This is a genomic window from Pleomorphovibrio marinus, from assembly GCF_003347495.1.
In the GTDB taxonomy this organism is placed as follows: domain Bacteria; phylum Bacteroidota; class Bacteroidia; order Cytophagales; family Cyclobacteriaceae; genus Pleomorphovibrio; species Pleomorphovibrio marinus.
This window is the reverse complement of sequence record NZ_QCXY01000010.1, coordinates 99,749-116,845: the sequence shown is the minus strand read 5'-3', so window position 1 is coordinate 116,845 and position 17,097 is coordinate 99,749. Positions and strand designations below refer to the sequence as shown.

17 protein-coding genes are annotated in these 17,097 nt (G+C 41.9%); 5 read left to right on the top strand and 12 right to left on the bottom strand.

All coding sequences use genetic code 11. The features are described from left to right. Positions 1 to 71 precede the first annotated feature (71 nt). From DB520_RS20810 to truA, 8 genes are all read right to left on the bottom strand, one after another. Entirely contained in the window at positions 72 to 764 is a 693-nt protein-coding gene (locus tag DB520_RS20810; RefSeq protein ID WP_114751707.1) for a sugar transferase, read from the bottom strand. A 289-nt stretch (positions 765 to 1,053) separates the two neighbouring features. Further along, positions 1,054 to 2,076, bottom strand: coding sequence for a uroporphyrinogen decarboxylase (gene hemE / locus DB520_RS20805; protein WP_114751706.1), 1,023 nt, complete (start codon positions 2,074 to 2,076; stop codon positions 1,054 to 1,056). A gap of 111 nt (positions 2,077 to 2,187) precedes the next feature. Further along, a complete protein-coding gene (locus tag DB520_RS20800) occupies positions 2,188 to 2,742 on the bottom strand; it encodes a hypothetical protein (RefSeq protein ID WP_157972180.1) in 555 nt (184 codons plus the stop codon). A 136-nt stretch (positions 2,743 to 2,878) separates the two neighbouring features. Next, positions 2,879 to 3,364: a hypothetical protein gene (locus tag DB520_RS20795; RefSeq protein WP_232835079.1), complete on the bottom strand. Its 486-nt coding sequence runs from the start codon at positions 3,362 to 3,364 to the stop codon at positions 2,879 to 2,881. Between the two features lie 125 nt (positions 3,365 to 3,489). Further along, on the bottom strand, positions 3,490 to 4,023 hold the full coding sequence (locus tag DB520_RS20790; RefSeq protein WP_114751703.1) for a hypothetical protein: 534 nt from the start codon (positions 4,021 to 4,023) through the stop codon (positions 3,490 to 3,492). 87 nt (positions 4,024 to 4,110) lie between these two features. Beyond that, the gene (locus DB520_RS20785; protein WP_114751702.1) at positions 4,111 to 4,698 is read right to left on the bottom strand and encodes a hypothetical protein; all 588 of its coding nucleotides are present in this window, start codon (positions 4,696 to 4,698) and stop codon (positions 4,111 to 4,113) included. A gap of 93 nt (positions 4,699 to 4,791) precedes the next feature. After that, positions 4,792 to 6,567, bottom strand: a complete 1,776-nt coding sequence (locus DB520_RS20780; protein ID WP_114751701.1) for an ABC transporter ATP-binding protein — start codon at positions 6,565 to 6,567, stop codon at positions 4,792 to 4,794. After that, positions 6,564 to 7,337, bottom strand: coding sequence for a tRNA pseudouridine(38-40) synthase TruA (gene truA, locus DB520_RS20775; RefSeq protein WP_114751700.1), 774 nt, complete (start codon positions 7,335 to 7,337; stop codon positions 6,564 to 6,566). The genes DB520_RS20780 and truA overlap by 4 nt, the downstream gene beginning before the upstream one ends. 103 nt (positions 7,338 to 7,440) lie before the next feature. On the opposite strand from truA, the gene DB520_RS20770 reads away from it, so the two are divergent. From DB520_RS20770 to DB520_RS20760, 3 genes are all read left to right on the top strand, one after another. Then, complete coding sequence (locus DB520_RS20770; protein WP_114751699.1) at positions 7,441 to 7,920, top strand: DUF4293 domain-containing protein; 480 nt, start codon at positions 7,441 to 7,443, stop codon at positions 7,918 to 7,920. 32 nt (positions 7,921 to 7,952) lie between these two features. After that, positions 7,953 to 9,263, top strand: coding sequence for a ferredoxin reductase family protein (locus DB520_RS20765; protein WP_114751698.1), 1,311 nt, complete (start codon positions 7,953 to 7,955; stop codon positions 9,261 to 9,263). Positions 9,264 to 9,433: 170 nt separating this feature from the next. Beyond that, positions 9,434 to 10,537: a trans-sulfuration enzyme family protein gene (locus DB520_RS20760; protein WP_114751697.1), complete on the top strand. Its 1,104-nt coding sequence runs from the start codon at positions 9,434 to 9,436 to the stop codon at positions 10,535 to 10,537. 4 nt (positions 10,538 to 10,541) lie between these two features. Here the strand turns inward: DB520_RS20760 and DB520_RS20755 are convergent, their stop codons facing one another. The 4 genes from DB520_RS20755 to DB520_RS20740 all read right to left on the bottom strand — a co-directional run bounded on the left by DB520_RS20755 (position 10,542) and on the right by DB520_RS20740 (position 15,266). Further along, positions 10,542 to 11,024 (bottom strand): bactofilin family protein, encoded by a 483-nt coding sequence (locus DB520_RS20755; protein WP_114751696.1) that lies wholly within the window; start codon positions 11,022 to 11,024, stop codon positions 10,542 to 10,544. 214 nt (positions 11,025 to 11,238) lie between these two features. Beyond that, positions 11,239 to 12,777: a YifB family Mg chelatase-like AAA ATPase gene (locus DB520_RS20750; RefSeq protein WP_114751695.1), complete on the bottom strand. Its 1,539-nt coding sequence runs from the start codon at positions 12,775 to 12,777 to the stop codon at positions 11,239 to 11,241. Between the two features lie 68 nt (positions 12,778 to 12,845). After that, positions 12,846 to 13,211, bottom strand: coding sequence for a hypothetical protein (locus DB520_RS20745; protein WP_114751694.1), 366 nt, complete (start codon positions 13,209 to 13,211; stop codon positions 12,846 to 12,848). A gap of 384 nt (positions 13,212 to 13,595) precedes the next feature. Beyond that, positions 13,596 to 15,266 carry a hypothetical protein gene (locus DB520_RS20740; RefSeq protein ID WP_114751693.1) on the bottom strand — a complete coding sequence of 557 codons (1,671 nt, stop codon included), beginning with the start codon at positions 15,264 to 15,266 and terminating at the stop codon, positions 13,596 to 13,598. Positions 15,267 to 15,575: 309 nt separating this feature from the next. Between DB520_RS20740 and DB520_RS20730 the strand changes: the two genes are divergently transcribed. Further along, positions 15,576 to 15,821, top strand: coding sequence for a type B 50S ribosomal protein L31 (locus DB520_RS20730; protein ID WP_114751691.1), 246 nt, complete (start codon positions 15,576 to 15,578; stop codon positions 15,819 to 15,821). A gap of 72 nt (positions 15,822 to 15,893) precedes the next feature. After that, positions 15,894 to 17,093, top strand: coding sequence for a putative sugar nucleotidyl transferase (locus DB520_RS20725; RefSeq protein ID WP_114751690.1), 1,200 nt, complete (start codon positions 15,894 to 15,896; stop codon positions 17,091 to 17,093). The last annotated feature ends 4 nt before the right edge of the window (positions 17,094 to 17,097 follow it).

The following is a 17,097-nucleotide window of genomic DNA, read 5'->3' as shown; positions in this document are numbered from 1 at the left end:
GATACAAATGGAATTTTATTTTGATAACTGTTGAACCTGAACCTCTTACTAAATAAGGAAGCTCAAAAGGATTAGTATGCTTTCTTTGAGGATGTTACGAATGATTGGATTGTCCAGAAAATAATCTTCAAATCTAAAAGCATACTCCAATTTCTAATATAAAAGTGATCAAGCCTTACCCGATGTTCTATGTCGAAGAAATCGTTGATCTCCCCTCTGTAACCTTTTGCCTGAGCCAAACCAGTAATTCCTGGTTTCACATTGTGCCGGAATTGGTAGTTAGTGATTTCCTTTGAAAAATGCACATTCATCGGCAAAGCATGTGGCCTTGGGCCGATAAGGGACATATCACCCAAGATAACGTTAAAGATTTGGGGAAGTTCATCAAGACTTGTTTTTCTAAGAAATTTTCCGAATATTGTTACACGGGGATCATTTAAGACGGCTTGTTTGAAGGTTTTTTCCTTTAGATTTGCCATCGTCCTGAACTTATAACAATGAAATACCTTATTATCTTTTCCGTTTCTTTTCTGGGTGAAAATCACTGGCCCTGGTGAAGAAAGCTTAATGCCCAAGGCAATAATCGGGAATAGCCACCATACTACAAAGAAAACCAATCCTAGGCTTATGGTTAAGTCCATAGTCCTTTTTAGGATAAGCTTGAGGGGATCTGTAACAAAAACCTCACCAGAGGGTGTTACAAACCCGCTTAAATGGGGAAAATAAAAGTCCTGATGTCTGGTTTTACTTAAAAACTTTTCCATAGTTTCAAAAATCTAGGGTAATTACCCTTGTATCGTTTTTATGTATTTGAAATACATTTTTACAAATATATTCAGCAATTCATTCAAATACAAGGAAAAAGATCCGTGTAGCCTAAATCGGGCTGTGATCGAACTAGGAAGCATACTAAAAAAAATATAAAAAAATTTAAATAGTTATTTTAAATACTCATAATATCAGGTTAGTTTAATAAAAAATTCGAATAATTAAATATTTTTAAATTCCAAAATATCTTATTTTTTTTAACAAAAAAATCAAATTGAAAGAAAATTAATAGGTTTTTACGGTCTGAATGAAAAGCTTGACTTTTTCTGGATCAATATCTGGATATACCCCATGCCCCAAGTTAGCAATATGTTTACTGCCTTCAAATGCCTTCATCATGTTTTGAGTACTTGCCACTATGCTTTTATCTGATCCATACAAGGCGGCTGGATCCAGGTTTCCTTGCAAGGCCTTTTCTGAACCTATTAGGGTTCTGGACTCCTTGATGTCCATATTCCAATCCAGTCCGATGGTATCACAGTTTATTTTCCCAAGGGCCTCCCTAGCAAAATACGCTCCTTTGGCGAATACGGTTACTGGGACTTCGGTGATAGCATTACAAATTTTCTCGATGTATTGGAGTGAAAATTCCGCATAATGGGAGGGGGGTAAAATGCCTGCCCAACTGTCAAATACCTGCACCAGATTTGCTCCGGCTGTGATTTGAGCCTTTAGATATTTGATGGTACTATTGGTGATCATGTCCAAAAGCTTGTGGGAAAACTCAGGATCTAGGTATAATGCAGCTCTGGACTTGGAAAAGGTTTTACTTCCCGACCCTTCCACCATGTATGCAAAGATAGTCCAGGGTGCACCGGCAAACCCAATGAGAGGAACCCTGCCGTTGAGTGCCTTTTTCGTGATTTTGATGGCTTCCAAGACATAATGCAAATCTTCCTGTGGATTGGCTATCCTCAACTTCTTTAAATCAGATGGGCCATTCACCGTAGAAGGAAACCATGGGCCTTTTTTTTCGACCATTTCGTATGGGAGTCCCATGGCTTCGGGAATAACCAAAATATCGGAAAAAATAATAGCAGCATCCACTCCCAATAAGTCCACAGGCTGAATGGTGACTTCAGCCGCCAATTCAGGGGTTTTAGCCAACTCGATAAATCCACTCACACTGTTTCTTACGGCTCTGTATTCCGGGAGTATCCTTCCTGCCTGGCGCATAAGCCAGACGGGAGTTCTTTCTATTTTTTCCCCCCTGATTGCCCTTAGGATAAGGTCGTTTTTGATTTCCATTTCACAAAGATAGGGGATGAATCTATATTTGACAGGATAAACCGTTTGGACATAAAAAAAACCCCTGTCTATTTAAATAAAAAGGGGTTGAAATGGTGAAAAAGTTTTACTCTAATCCAATACTTCCTCCATCTGCACTACATCTTTTTCCTCTAATCCCAAGAGCTCCATTACTGCATCGTAGTCGTTTAGGTTGATCCTTGCATTTTCTCCGTTTCCTACAAAAAAAGAAGGAACATAAACCGCTCTTATTCTTTGATTATCCGTCCATTCGGCACCTAGTTCATCTCTAGGAATGGAAGCTTCTAAAAATATACTGAGGAGATCACTTGTAAACTGAAAATTATAAAATAGTATCCCTTGTTCCAGCAATTGAGACTGGGGAAGGGGACGCCAAAGGGAGTTGCCCTCTATCACAGCCCATTCTATAAAGACTAGCCAGATATCATCAGGGGCAATAGGGATTTCAAATACGTTGTTATATCCATTATCCTCGTTGAAGTTTATAGTAGTCTCAATCACCAAATTTGGAAATTCCATCCCGTCCTCTCCATCCTCTCCATCCCTTCCGTCAAAACCGGGAGGGCCTTGAGGGCCTTCAGGGCCCTCGCAGGCAGGCATTAAACAAATTCCTGCCAAAAGCAACAGTAGTAGTGTCTTCTTCATATTATTCTTTTCGGTATATTTATTATAGGTGTGCTCGTAATATAGACTGTAATTTCCTCAATTCCAACAGTTTTTTTTTGAATAAAAAAAGCAATCCTAGAGGCAGGATTGCTTTCTCAAAATGGGTTTAAAATCACTAATTTAACCGAATGCGTTGGATTTCTGATTCTTTCACTTCCATCATTTCCAGAAGCTTAGACTGATCGGAAAAGTCCATCCGGGCATTAATGAAATCTCCAGGGATAATAAATATCCTGAACACTTGGTCTTCGGTCCATTCTGACCCCAGCAGTCCAAGGGCAAAGTTACCCTCCAAAAAAATACTGTAGTCGAAAAAGGTGAAATCAAAGGAGTAATTGAAGATATTCCCCCCTTCGAGGAACACCGTTCTTGGCAGTGGTCTCCACAAATCTACATCACCGTCCAGTAAACCGTCTAAGTGATACACCAGTAACTTGTCGGTTTCGAATATTTCAAAACCATATTCGCCAGCGATGCCATAATTACCTTCCTCTGTAAAATTTCCCACTATTTCAAATACCTCCCCCACAATAACTTGCCCATCCAATCCATCGGGACCAGGAGGGCCTGGGGGGCCTACTGGGCCTTCACAACTACTCATTAGAACTAAGGAGAAGAAAACTATTCCCCATGTCATCTGCTTTATTGAATTCGTTAATATTTGCATATATTATTAATTGATTTGAAATCGATTTACCAAAATCATACCATAATTTACGGTATGAGTCATCTTTTAGTTGGGGATAAAGGGGCCAAAACCTCGACATTTTTTTCATCCAAGATTTTATCCATAAATTCACCCTTTAGTTCTAGATTATTTTTTGTTGCAAATGCCTGTATTTTTTGCCTTACCTTTTTGGGGCTGGGCATCACCAATCTATGTGAAGACACCTTTGCTAAAATCATTTGCTCGCAAGGAATGGATACCAATTCCAAGTCATGGGGAAGTACGTCTCCCGAAACGGCCTCAACACCTACGAATAAGTGTAAGGTATCAAGTTTCCCGGCAGGTTCGGTGTAATAAATGGTGTAAAGACCGGTTTTGCTGGTTTCTTTCTTGAAGTTTGACACTCTCTTGAATGTTAGTGGCAATTCATTACTCTGTGGAGTCCCCTTGAAATGCATACCCATTAATTTCCGATCCTCACAAGACTCCACCGAAATTTCCACGCTATTGAACCCTCCTAACCTTCCATAAAAATAGAGCAGTAGAGCTGCCAGCAAGGCTATAACAATGGTTATGGTTACTCCTTTTTTCATGTGTTTATATTTTCTTTTCAACGGCCACATGGAATCTCGCCATGATAATCATCCCGGTGTGTGACGTGCTCGTCATGTTCGATTTTATCAAAACAAATACCTCGCTCCTATACCGCCCTGAAGTTTAATATGTCCAGGCCTGTCCACAATCTCCATAAAGAGACCCACCTCAGCAAACACAGATATAGGGAGCTCTTCCAGGTAGTATTCTGAACCAATGAAACCCTCCACGCCAAAGTCAACATTTCGCCTTCTCTCACTTCTAAATACATTAGGGACACTAGGGCTTGGGGTTGTCCATCCATAGTTTGCCCTTACACTTCTGAATTGGCCACCACCACCACCATAGGCATACAATGCCCCTTCGGTAATGTTGAACTCAGAAGAGATATTTTCATGGTAAGCCAGACGTAAATTTAAAGAAAATGCGTCTCCAGTGGTATGGTTGGTGTAAATGGCAGAAGAGACGGGCGGGTTGTTTTCAAAAGCCCTTCTGTAATATTGAGAGCTATTGGGACTAGCCCTTCCCACCATGCCCTCTACCGAAATTTTCTCTTGAATGAAGGTTTTGTAGCTTAAGCTGAAGGGTTCCCCAATTCGTATCCCCACCTGGTGTTCTTGCGCAGATGCGATCAAGGGCAAAAAAATAAGGCAAAACAAAATAGTTTTCTTCATATAGTTTTTTGCTTAAAATTTAAAGTCTATTGGTTTTTTGAAAATCAAACGTAAATAATTCAGGGCTATTGTGGGTAATATACCCTATAAAAGCTAACTGATGGCCATGGACTTTAATTGCATTTGATGGAGCTGGGCGTAGTATTTGCCCTTTTCCAGCAATTCCTCATGCGTGCCAGTCTCTTTGATTTCGCCATGATCCAAAACCATTATTTTATGGGCCTTTTGAATAGTGGAAAGTCTATGGGCAATTACAATGGAAGTTCTTCCTTTCATCATTTTCTCGATTGCATCTTGAATGAGCTCTTCTGTTTCGGTATCTACCGAGGAGGTGGCCTCGTCCAGAATGATGATTTCAGGGTTATAAACCATTGCCCTGACAAATGAAATCAACTGGCGTTGGCCAACGGACAGGGTTGCACCCCTTTCTTTGACATTGTAGGAGAGCCCTCCAGGTAACCTCTCAATGAACCTTCTAGCTCCAACCATTTCTGCGGCTTGCATTACTTGGGTCTCACTGATATCTGGGTTACCCAAAGTGATGTTAAAGAATATGGATTCTGAAAAAAGAAACACGTCTTGAAGCACCACTCCCACATGTTTCCTTAATACGCCGAGCTCATATTCCCGAATGTCTTTACCATCCAGTACTATTCTCCCCTTGTTGACCTCGTAAAACCTGCTGATGAGATTAATGATAGAGGATTTTCCAGCACCTGTGGCACCTACCAATGCTACCGTTTCTCCATGTTTTACTTCAAAATTGATATTCTTAAGTACCCATTCTTCTTCATTGTAGGCAAACCAAATGTTTTCGAAACTTAGGTGGCCTTTGATTCTCTCTGGAGCGTGGTTTCCTTCATTGGGAATTTGGTCATTGTTCTCCAATAGTTTGAAAATCCTGGCCGAGCTCACTACTCCCATTTGAAGGGTGTTGAAGCGGTCAGCAATCATTCTTATAGGCCTGAAAAAAAGTTGCAGGTACATGATGAAAGATATAAGCACGCCCACCTTGAGTTGCATGTCAAAAACCCCTGTAGCACCGTACCAAACCACCAGCCCAATACCTATGGCTTGAATGATTTCGGATACTGGATAATAGACCGAATAATAAAGTACAGACCTAAGATGCGCTTTCCGATGCTCTCTATTGATTACCTTGAATTTTTCAAACTCCTTGTCTTCGCGGTTAAATATTTGGATAATATTCATTCCGGTAATGTGCTCCTGCAAAAAGGAATTGAGGTTGGATACTGCATTACGTACTTCATTGAAGGACTTTTTTACCTTTTCCTTAAAAATATAAGTGGAAATAATTAGCAAAGGTAGCGTACACAAGCTCACTAATGTGAGTTTCCAATCTACAATAAACATCACAGTAAGGATGGAAACAAGTTGTAAAAGGTCACCAATAATGGATGCCAAGCCCTGGCTAAAAACATCCGAGAGCGCCTCTATGTCATTTACATTTCTGGTGACCAGCCTTCCTATGGGGGTATTGTCAAAAAACTTGAGCCTCATTTTCAGTAAGTGCCGGTATAGTTTAATCCTAATATCCCTTATTATTACCTGCCCTATCCATCCCGATAGATAGGTATGGGCAAACTGTACCAGCGCATGAAGCAATAGCAAGGCTATCAGGATATATGCCATATGCAGCAAACCTTGGGCATCACCAATGGCGACATGGTCATCAATCGCAATCTGGATAAATAGCGGCCGGGTGGGAGCTAGCGCAGCCAGGGCCAAGGTAAGAAAAATAAGGCTGTAAAATTTCCACTTATAGGGCTTTACAAACCGATATAGTTTCCTCAATACTTCGAGATCCAGAATTTCCCCGCTATTGATATTTTCTTTTTCTAAGCTCAATTTTTGTCAAGATTATAGGTAAAAAGGTCAGGAGGATAGGCCACCTTGGCCAAAAACAAGCCTCCCGGGGGGGCTGCAGCTCCTGCTTTGCTTCGATTCCGGCTTTCCAAAATTTCCTTGAAATCTTTTTCATCCAGTTTTCCGCGACCTGCGAGCAGCAAGGTCCCCACAATGGCCCTCACCATACCCCTTAGGAATCTGTCTGCGACAATATGGAAAATCATTTGTTCCCCTTTTTGTTCCCAAAATGCCTTTTTTATTTCACAATGGAAATGGTTTACGTTGGTTTTAACCTTACTGAAGCATTCAAAATCCCCTTGTTTCAACAACATTCTTGCCAAGTCATTCATCATCTGTAAGTTTACTTCATAGGGACAATACCAGCTTCTTCCTTCATAGAAAGGGTTTTTTTGCAGATGGACAAAATATTTGTATTCCCTGCTTATGGCATCAAACCTGGCATGGGCATCCATGGGTACGGAATAAAGTTGCTTTGCGGCAATGTCTTTGGGAAGGATTCCGTTAAGTTTTTTCAGAAATAGGGCATAGTCTAATTCTTCATTGGTTTCAAAATGAGCAAATTGTTGCAAGGCATGCACCCCTGTGTCCGTCCTACCACTTCCCATCACAGGAGTAGGGCATTTGAGCAAGGTTGTCAAGGAGGATTCTAGGACGGATTGGACAGTAATGGCATTAGGTTGTACTTGCCAGCCATGAAAATTTGTACCTTTGTATTGTAACTCAAGAAAATATTTTTGGCGAAACTCCATCTTGGCCACAAATATAGGGTTTACAAAAAATTAATCCCTATCCTACATTTACCTTGCTAATATATAATATACCCCGTTTCTTTGTCCGGAAATATAAATGACAATGATACAAAGAAAACAGACCCTCTTTTTGTTCCTTGTTGCTGCCGGTATGGTGGTAGTGGCTTTTTTGCCTATTTGGTTTCAGGTTAATCCAGGCCAGACTTTGCAATTAAAGCTTACAGCTTGGCAACTAGCCACCACCGATATTCAATCCGGTGAAATTCAGGAGACTACAAATACCATGTATATTGGGATACTTGCCTTGGCCTCAGCGGCGCTGGCAATTTTCAGTTTGCTGCAATTCAAGAACAGGGGTAAGCAAATGATGCTTAATATGATCAACAGCCTGCTTATGGGGGTCAACCTTGGCCTGATCGTATTTGTGAGTTATCAGGCAAATCAAGACTTCAATCCCAATGTCACAGGGGCTTATGTGATAGGGTTTTATGCCCTAGTTTTTGCATTAATTATGAATTTAATTGCTAATAGATTCATTAGAAAAGATGAGCTTTTGGTGAGATCAGTAGATAGAATACGCTAATCAGAAATAATCACCGGTCAAACGGCAAGCAAATGATAAGATACAGCTTCAAAAATGGTATGCTATGGCTGGGGATTTTTTTCTTTTTGGCAATTCTGCCTCTATTTATCGCCTATTCAGGGGAATTGCCTTCTCCTAGGAGTTTCTTAGAAGAGTTAGGGGTGTCTATGGGGTTTATGGGGCTGTCCTTATTTGGACTTCAATTTCTTTTTTCCGGCAGAATCGAACAAGTAGCCCCAGTCTTCGGAGTAGATAACATAATCCAGTTCCACAAAGAAATGGGAGTGATTGCAATTTTATTTGTCCTTTCTCACCCTATTTTGTTGTTGATTGCGGATATTTCCTACCTTTCTTTTTATGATCCCACTGAAAACCTTCCCAGGGCTATCGCCCTGATGCTTGCTACCGTTGGCATGGTCCTGCTGCTGACAACCAGCTTGTGGCGGCTTTCGTTTGGTCTCAGCTATGAGGTGTGGCGGCTACTACACGGTCTATTGGGAGGATTGGTCCTGCTTGTCGGAGTTGTGCATAGTGTGCAAGTGTCACACTACCTGGATAGTATGTGGAAAATTATTTCCTTGGGTATTTTATTCCTAGGTTATGGGTACCTTCTGGTACATACCAGGTTGGTAAGGCCGTGGTTAAATAGGAATAAACCGTATGAAATTGCTGAGGTTAACCCCAAAAGGGATGATACATACACCTTGGTGCTTAAGGCGATGAATGGAAAAAGAATGGCTTTTGAGCCAGGGCAATTTGTTTGGATAACCATTAAATCAAGTCCATTCTCCCTGCAGCAACACCCCTTTTCACTTTCCTCTAGTGCCGATTCTTCTAAGATTTCGATTACCGCCAAAAGATTGGGGGATTTCACCAATAAATGGAAGCACCTAAAACCGGGTCAAAAGGCTTTTTTGGAAGGACCCTTTGGCTCGTTTACCTTAAAAGATAAACCATGTTTTTTTATTATGGGTGGAATAGGGGTCACCCCCGCGATTTCCATGTTAAAAACCTTATGTGACAAGGAAGATCCACGAGAATGTATCCTTTTGTATGGAAACCAGAATTGGAAGGAAGTTCCCTTTAGGGGGGATCTCAAAACGATTGAAAAACAGTTAAACCTCCAAATTGTTCATGTGCTTCAAGAACCGGAAGAAGATTGGAGTGGGGAAGAGGGCATGATTGAGGAGCGGTTAATCCTCAAGTATCTACCTGTTAAAAAGAATGAATTCGATTATTATATCTGCGGGCCAAGCCCTATGATGGATGTAGCCGAAATCAGCCTCAGACGGGCAGGTGTATTATGGCAAAATATTTACGCAGAGCGATTTGACCTGGCGTAACACCAAAAGAGGAACCATGGAAAAGCACAGAAAGATTCTTTATATTACAATTAAAAGGTTGGCCGACTTGATGGGTCTTTTATTGCTTATTGTGGCAATTTTATTTGCCTTGAGAGCGATACCTTGAGTATTAAGTTATGAATTTGAATTGATTTCAAAAAAAGAAGAAGATGAAGCCCGAAACCATTGCTATACATCTTTCAAATAGGGTGAATGACAAGGATAATCCAGTGGTTCAACCCATTTCACTATCTACCACCTATCAGCATGGCGAGGGGTCTCCTATCTACAGCAGGATCAACAACCCCAACAGGACATCCCTGGAGGCAGTAATGGCAGCCTTGGAAGGCGGTGAGGATGCTGCTGCTTTTGCCTCGGGCAATGCTGCGGGAATGGCAGTATTTCAAAGCTTGGATCCAAAATCACACATTGTGGTTCCAAATGACATGTATCACGGAATGAGAAACCAGTTGCTGAAGGTTTTTGAAGGTAAGATTGAGGTGACCTCTGTGGACATGACAGATCTTCAGGCAATATCCAAGCAGGTTCGACCTACCACTTCCCTAATTTGGATGGAAACCCCCTCCAATCCCTTGGTAAGGATTACGGATATAAAGGAGGTGTGTAAGTTGGCAAAGGAAAAAGGTATCCGCACCGTGGTGGACAGCACCTTTGCCACACCGATACTCCAACAACCTCTTGCATTGGGGGCTGATATGGTAATGCACAGCAACACCAAATTTATAGGCGGGCACAGTGACGTGCTTGGGGGAATATTGATCACCTCTGAAAAGGATGAATTTTGGGAAAAGGTAAGAAATGTACAAGTTCTTGGGGGTGCTTCTCCTTCGGCTTTTGATTGTTATTTGCTTTGCAGGAGCATAAAGACGTTGAGCTACAGGATAAAGGCGCATTGTGAAAATGCGATGTCGATTGCGACTTTTCTGGACAGCCATGCTAAAGTAGAAAAAGTATACTATCCAGGACTACCACAAGATGAGGGAAATGCATTGGCCTCTCGGCAAATGACTGGCTATGGCAGTATGCTTTCTTTTGTCCATAGGGGCGATAGTAAGGCAACAGATGTATTCCTATCCAAGCTGAAACTATTCAGCAATGCCACCAGCCTGGGTGGAGTGGAAAGCCTGATCGAGAGAAGGGCAAAGGTGGAAGGGGAAGGCTCTAAAACTCATCCAAGTTTGGTGAGAGTTTCTATAGGAATAGAAAATGTAGGTGATTTGATGGAGGATATCGAAAATGCCCTAGACGAATAATTGATTAAGGGTTCTTAACCATTTCCGCTTTAATATTATTTAGGTCTTCCTTGGGGTTTGGTTTCTTCCTACCAAACTTTAGAAAATTTGAATTGGAAGATTTTTTGCCTTTATCGGCTAGATTTTCCGGTTTGATCTTATTAAGGGTCACCTCCATATCTGCACCTGCTTCAATAGCGATGCCAGTTGAATATACAATCCCCTTCACTTTGGCTGTTTCAGTGAATTTAGCCAGACCACCAATGTGCATTTCACCATGAACTAATCCCATCACACAAAGTTCTCCTGCAGAAATATTGCCCAAGACCTTACCCGAAATGCCTATTATTATTTTTTTTTTGGAAGTTACGTTACCCTGTATTTCACCTTCAATCCGCAAATCACTTTCGGCCTCTATGTCACCCACCACATCCAGCCCTTCCGCAAAAACAGAAGTTGTATGTGCAAGATTTATTTCCTCCTGAATCTTTTTTTCCTTAGACCACATAATTTGTCAATTTCTAGGAGTAGTTCTTATTAATAGGATTGAACTCTTCATTAATTAATCCTTAAAGTAGCCCAGTTGTTTATTATAAATACAAGAATTTGCTGGTGATAATATTTTGTTGAAATTCTAGGCATACCAGTTACTAATAAAGCCAATTTAGGCAATTTTTGCAATAAATCTTAGAAAAAGTCACCGGGGAAAACTAAGGGCTGGGCTATCCTGCCCAGCCTTCCCTGTCCAGGCTACGATACTGTATCGCTTCGGCCAGGTGTTCCACCTTTATATCATCACTATCGGATAAATCAGCAATGGTTTTGGAAACTTTCAGAATCCTGTCATAAGCCCTTGCGGAGAGTCCCAGTCTTTCCATAGCCGTTTTGAGCAGAGCCTTTCCTGCCTCGTTGATTTGGCAGACTTCTTTTACCAGATGCGAGGGCATCATGGCGTTGCAATAAATGTCTTTTTGGTCTTTGAACCTTTCCACCTGCCTTTCCCTGGCTGCGGTTACCCTTTCCCGGATGGATTTGCTAGGTTCGGATTTTCGGTTTGAGGTCATTTCATCAAACTTGACAGGGGTAACCTCTACATGCAGGTCAATACGGTCTAGGAGGGGTCCACTTACCTTGTTTAGATATTTTTGGACTATTCCCGGTCCACATACACATTCTTTTTCAGGGTGGTTGTAATACCCACAGGGGCAAGGGTTCATGCTAGCAATCAACATGAAGTTTGCAGGGAAGTCCACAGAGACCTTGGCCCTGCTAATGGTGACTTTTCTCTCTTCCAGCGGTTGGCGCATCACTTCCAAAACGGCTCTCTTAAATTCCGGGAGCTCGTCCAAAAAGAGCACCCCATTGTGGGAAAGGGAAATTTCACCGGGTTGGGGATTTCCGCCTCCACCTACTAAGGCCACATCACTTATGGTGTGGTGAGGTGACCTAAAGGGCCTCTGAGCAATTAAAGAGGCCTCTTCCCCCAGTTTCCCTGCAACGGAGTGGATTTTTGTGGTTTCAAGTGCCTCGTGCAAACTAAGTGGGGGTAGGATAGATGGTAGTCGTTTGGCCAACATGGTTTTGCCCGCTCCGGGTGGACCTATCATAATAACATTGTGACCACCTGCGGCAGCGATCTCCATGGCTCTTTTGATGTTTTCCTGACCTTGTACATCTGCAAAGTCCACCGAATATTCCTCCAAAGAATGGTAAAATATATCTCTTGTGTCTGTGGTCAATGGGCTGATATCCAATTTGCCCTCTAAGAAGTGGATAGCTTCCTCTACGCTTTCCACTCCTATAATATCGAGACTGTTGACGATAGAGGCTTCTTTCGCATTTACTTTTGGAAGAATAAACCCCCTGAACCCCCTTTTCCTAGCCTCAATGGCTATTGGAAGCACGCCCTTGATAGGCCTTAGTTTGCCATCCAAGGAAAGTTCACCCATAATGATATAATCCTCCAAGGCAGGGAAATAAACTTGTTCCGACCCCTGTATGATTCCCAGTGCAATGGGAAGGTCATAGGAGGAGCCTTCCTTGCGAATGTCTGCAGGAGCCAGATTCACTACCACCTTTTGTCGGGGCATTCTGTACCCATAAAACTTAAGGGCGGACTCGACTCTCTGTTGACTTTCCTTGACAGCACTGTCCGGCAAACCCACCATGTAAAAATTGGTGCCTTGCCCTACATTGACTTCTATAGTGATCAGTTTGGCATCTACTCCTGATACCGCACAGCCAAAAGTTTTTGCAACCATCAAAAGAATAATTAAAAGTTAACGAAGTATGGTATTCTCCTGCCGAGCTAATTCACATCGGGTAAGAACTATTTGAAATTTTTTCGCGGTTTAATGGAGGAAGATTCTTTTTCTTCTCCACTTGCGGGAGAATTTCCTTCAATTTGTCTGTCCACTTGGCCGATTTTCATGCCCCTTTCCATGTCAAACACCAAGGCCTTTAATTCTTTTTTCTCCAACTCCAGTTTTTTGATTACCCCATTAAGCCTACTTGCGTAATACATGGATATCCCCCATGAAAGAACAAAAAGAACCAATCCGACCAACAGCCAAATAACCACTAAGTCGGCTGTGAGCTCTCGATCCCACATTCTGTCATAGGTAAGAAAATACACTAGGGCAACACCAAAGAAAAGTGCCACCAAAAGCTGAAAGATACTGTTAACCTTGTTCATGGCTTCCGAATTTTGGCTACTTTGCTACTAATATACTAATAAACTGATAGGAATGCCGAAAGTTTCTTGACTTCTCCACAGTTTTTTAGGACAAAAAAGACCTTTACGCTATACTCGCAATTGTCATGCCCTTTTTAGGATGATGTGCGAAAGACAAATAACGCTACTACACGGAGGGATGGGGAACGCAAAATTGTCTTTTTCGATTCCAGTAACAAGCAGAAACGCTATGTTTCAGTGAGGAATTACCCTTCAATCTTGGCAACTTTTCCCGTCATCGAAGGGAACAGGCTAATTCAAACCCATTGCAGAAACCAAAACTTTTTAAAGGTCAAGAATTGCCTTTTTCTGTAGGGAATTGCAGGCAAATACCCACTTGGCCTTTTAAAAAAGAAAGTCCAAATGCTGGAAATTCATTCTAAGTGCTCCTTGGAAAAGAGATGCAGTTACCGAGGAGTGATCATCTACGGAGTGCTGATCACGATAGGTATAGGATAAGTCAAGGAAAACATTGTGCTTCCACATGTAGCTGGCTCTGATTGCCCCTATCCAGATCTTTTGGGTGTTACCCTGGCCTATATAATTGCCGAATAGCCCTGTACTCGTGCTCGTCCTACCCTTTAGCACATCTCCTCCAAAATTATCTTCCTCATTAAAATCCTGCCCATGTATTTGTAGCAAGGCATGAGCATGAAGCTGAAGCTTGGGGAATGGTTGATACCTCCAAATAGAAACTGCCTCCCTGAAATTTGCTCCCAAGGGGTGAGTTAGAGGGGTTCTGTAGTTGGAAAAAGATTGGTATTCGAACTTTTCCTGGTAGGTGAATGGTCTAACCTGGTTATACTCCAATTGCCAATCCAAATTGGACACCCCGGCTACATCCAAGTATTTATAGCCTATTTGAACCCCATGCTTGTTTCTGCTTGAATTTCTTCCGTCTATCCCGAAGAATTCATTGAATACAAACTCATCCAATACAAACTGCCCATAGAGCTGCATACCGGGTGTGAAATTCCATTTAAAATCTGTGCCAATCATGACCTTGTCCGGGGAACCGAGCTGGTGCTCGACCCATCTGTAAAAAATCAATGGATTAAAATAATTCCAGTCCACTTGGTTGGCCATGATAGACTCAAAAATGCCAATATTCAACTTTTTCCCCAAATTCACCCCCAGCCGATGGTGGGAAAACCACTTTTGGGGATACCTGCCATCAGTAGGAAAGCCCCTGTCAAAATCGATATCTGCATTCATCTGAGCCCAAAGATTGGTGAAATTTAGCTTCCAAATTTTGGTGTTCACCTTTACGAAAACATAGGGGTTGGAGAAATCCGAAAGGATTAGGGATCTGTAACCTTCACCTACGAAGTTCCTGTCGTGGCCTGCCTGGATGGCTATGTGCGGGGTAGCTTGGAAAGTGACGTGACCCATGGCCGAAAAAAAACTGTAGCCCCCTTCTCCATATCTCTTCCAAAAACCTTCTCCCGGCACCGCCCCTTTATCTTGTGCATAATCTCTTACCCAGGAAGGGAAAATTAGGTCAGTAGTAGAAAGGTATGTGTAGAAGCCAATTTTCCTGTCTATGCTACCTCTTAAGGCTAGCCCCCTGGTGTTTCTAAAGCGAAAATCACCGGCACCATTCTCTAGCCCTCCCCGAAAGTATATCACTGGATCCAGATGCACATCAAACACACTGTCCCTGTAGAAATAAAAATCTGCGGGAGTTTCGTAAATTCCCCCCCAGCTTTTTCTTGACTCAGGATGCTGGTCTCCATAAAACTCCCAGTTGTCCCGTAGGAAATAGGTTTGGTTGAAAAGGTCCGATTTGCTTTTAAAAATGGAGTCTGGGATGCTTTCTTCAAAATAAGTAGCTAAATCGGCTCTTCTATATGGCTTAAATCCCGTGTGGAATACAGGACTCAGTTCCCCTTTTTTGATTTCATACCTTTCTATAAGGTGGTAGTTGTCCCTGTCAAATGGTAAGTAAGCCCCTTGTCCATAACTAAAAGTAAGCATAGTACCCAAGAGGGATCCTGTCAGAAAAAATTTTTTCATGTCAAGCAAGCTGTTTAAATTTGCCTTGATTTACGGCCAAATATGCGCAAATGGATTTTTAAATCCTTGTAGTGAAGAGATAATTGTGATTTCTTTTTGCAGGGCACTGTTTTTATTGAATAAAGGTTTGGAGGCTTGCTTAAAATGCAATAAATTTGTGCCTCCATTTCAAAAATTGAATCAAAGCCATGGTAAACTCATGAAATCGAGCCTGTCCTGACGGCAGTCAGGGCATGAGGTAAACCTCACACGGAGGGATGATTAAGATTGCGAGATTCCATGTGACCTTAAAAAGACAAATATAAACACATGAAAAAAGACATTCATCCAAATTATAGAGAGGTGGTCTTCTTAGACACATCCAGTGACTACAAGTTCATCACAAAGTCTACTATAGAAACCCAGGACAGCATAACCTGGGAAGATGGGAAAGAATACCCTTTGGTTAAAGTGGAGGTTAGTTCTGCTTCCCACCCTTTTTATACAGGAAAGAAAATGCTTTTGGATACCGCTGGAAGGGTTGAAAAGTATAACAGAAGGTATAAGAAAAAATAGTTTTCGATAAGATATCCCAGAGATTAAGTCTGCTAGAAGTACAATTCCGGCAGACTTTTTTATTTTTGTGGAATGGATCAAATAGTTTTATTCGATGACCCGAAAATTCGGGGCAATTTATTGCCATTTACATTCACAAGGCCAGTAGGGGAAATCAGGATAGGGATTCTAAAAATATCCGAGAAATGGGAAAGGCACCTTTCCCTTCCATCAGGATACCTTACCCAGCCTTACCTCCAAGATAAATATACTTTAGCGGAGGTACCAAGTATTATGGTCAATGGAGCAGTATGCCCCTCCTTGGAGTTGTTAGACCTGATCCAAAATTTATCGGAAGGGGAATCTGTCTGGCAAAACGAATTGCTATTGGCCGCTTCCGTCACCTCCCCCTCAAGCTTCAGGGCAGATGAGCTCCAAAAGAAGAAATTTAAAACCTTTGAAGGAGATTGCACCATAATCTGGAAGAACTGGAATATTTTCCAACAAAATGGCGTGGAAATAAAAAGGGATTATGAGCTTCTTACCAAAAGGAGAATTTCAACAGGTGCAAAAGACCCCTACACCAATATCTACCAAGAATCAAATACCTTTATCGAGACCGGCGCAAAGATCAAATCTGCAATTATTAATGCAGAGAACGGACCAGTATATATCGGCAAAAATGCGGAAATAGGGGAGGGGAGCATCATTAGAGGTCCCTTTGCCATGTGTGAAGGAGCAATGCTGAGCCTGGGGTCGAAAATGCGCGGGGACATCACTATAGGCCCAAAATGTAAGGTGGGAGGTGAGGTAAGTAATTCGGTTTTTTTTGGTTACAGCAATAAATCCCACGACGGGTATCTGGGCAATTCCGTGGTCGGGGAATGGTGCAACCTCGGAGCAAACACCAACAATTCAAACCTTAAGAACAACCTAGGTACCATCAAAGTTTGGGACTACCTAAAGGGTGGTTTTAATGGGACTGACCTACAGTTTTGTGGTGCCTTTATTGGGGATCACGTTAAGCTCGGTATCAACACCATGTTAAATTCGGGCACTGTTATTGGAATAGGTGCAAATGTATTTGGGGAAGGCTTCCCCAGAAAATTTATTTCATCATTTGCATGGGGTGGTGCATCAGGATTCAGTACCTTTCAGCTAAAGAAGTTTGAAGAGACAACAAGAAAGGCAATGGAAATGAAAGGACAGGAGTTTACTGAGGCCGAGCGGCTGATTTTACAAAAAGTTTTTGAAATCACCCGTCCCTACAGAATATGGGACAAGGGCTTTTAAATGT

Excerpts from the sequence above, each read along its gene's own strand:
- DB520_RS20810 (WP_114751707.1), bottom strand. The coding sequence starts at position 764 with ATGGAAAAGTTTTTAAGTAAAACCAGACATCAGGACTTTTATTTTCCC.
- hemE (WP_114751706.1), bottom strand. The coding sequence starts at position 2,076 with ATGGAAATCAAAAACGACCTTATCCTAAGGGCAATCAGGGGGGAAAAA.
- DB520_RS20800 (WP_157972180.1), bottom strand. The coding sequence starts at position 2,742 with ATGAAGAAGACACTACTACTGTTGCTTTTGGCAGGAATTTGTTTAATG.
- DB520_RS20795 (WP_232835079.1), bottom strand. The coding sequence starts at position 3,364 with ATGAGTAGTTGTGAAGGCCCAGTAGGCCCCCCAGGCCCTCCTGGTCCC.
- DB520_RS20790 (WP_114751703.1), bottom strand. The coding sequence starts at position 4,023 with ATGAAAAAAGGAGTAACCATAACCATTGTTATAGCCTTGCTGGCAGCT.
- DB520_RS20785 (WP_114751702.1), bottom strand. The coding sequence starts at position 4,698 with ATGAAGAAAACTATTTTGTTTTGCCTTATTTTTTTGCCCTTGATCGCA.
- truA (WP_114751700.1), bottom strand. The coding sequence starts at position 7,337 with ATGGAGTTTCGCCAAAAATATTTTCTTGAGTTACAATACAAAGGTACA.
- DB520_RS20770 (WP_114751699.1), top strand. The coding sequence starts at position 7,441 with ATGATACAAAGAAAACAGACCCTCTTTTTGTTCCTTGTTGCTGCCGGT.
- DB520_RS20765 (WP_114751698.1), top strand. The coding sequence starts at position 7,953 with ATGATAAGATACAGCTTCAAAAATGGTATGCTATGGCTGGGGATTTTT.
- DB520_RS20760 (WP_114751697.1), top strand. The coding sequence starts at position 9,434 with ATGAAGCCCGAAACCATTGCTATACATCTTTCAAATAGGGTGAATGAC.
- DB520_RS20755 (WP_114751696.1), bottom strand. The coding sequence starts at position 11,024 with ATGTGGTCTAAGGAAAAAAAGATTCAGGAGGAAATAAATCTTGCACAT.
- DB520_RS20750 (WP_114751695.1), bottom strand. The coding sequence starts at position 12,777 with ATGGTTGCAAAAACTTTTGGCTGTGCGGTATCAGGAGTAGATGCCAAA.
- DB520_RS20745 (WP_114751694.1), bottom strand. The coding sequence starts at position 13,211 with ATGAACAAGGTTAACAGTATCTTTCAGCTTTTGGTGGCACTTTTCTTT.
- DB520_RS20740 (WP_114751693.1), bottom strand. The coding sequence starts at position 15,266 with ATGAAAAAATTTTTTCTGACAGGATCCCTCTTGGGTACTATGCTTACT.
- DB520_RS20730 (WP_114751691.1), top strand. The coding sequence starts at position 15,576 with ATGAAAAAAGACATTCATCCAAATTATAGAGAGGTGGTCTTCTTAGAC.
- DB520_RS20725 (WP_114751690.1), top strand. The coding sequence starts at position 15,894 with ATGGATCAAATAGTTTTATTCGATGACCCGAAAATTCGGGGCAATTTA.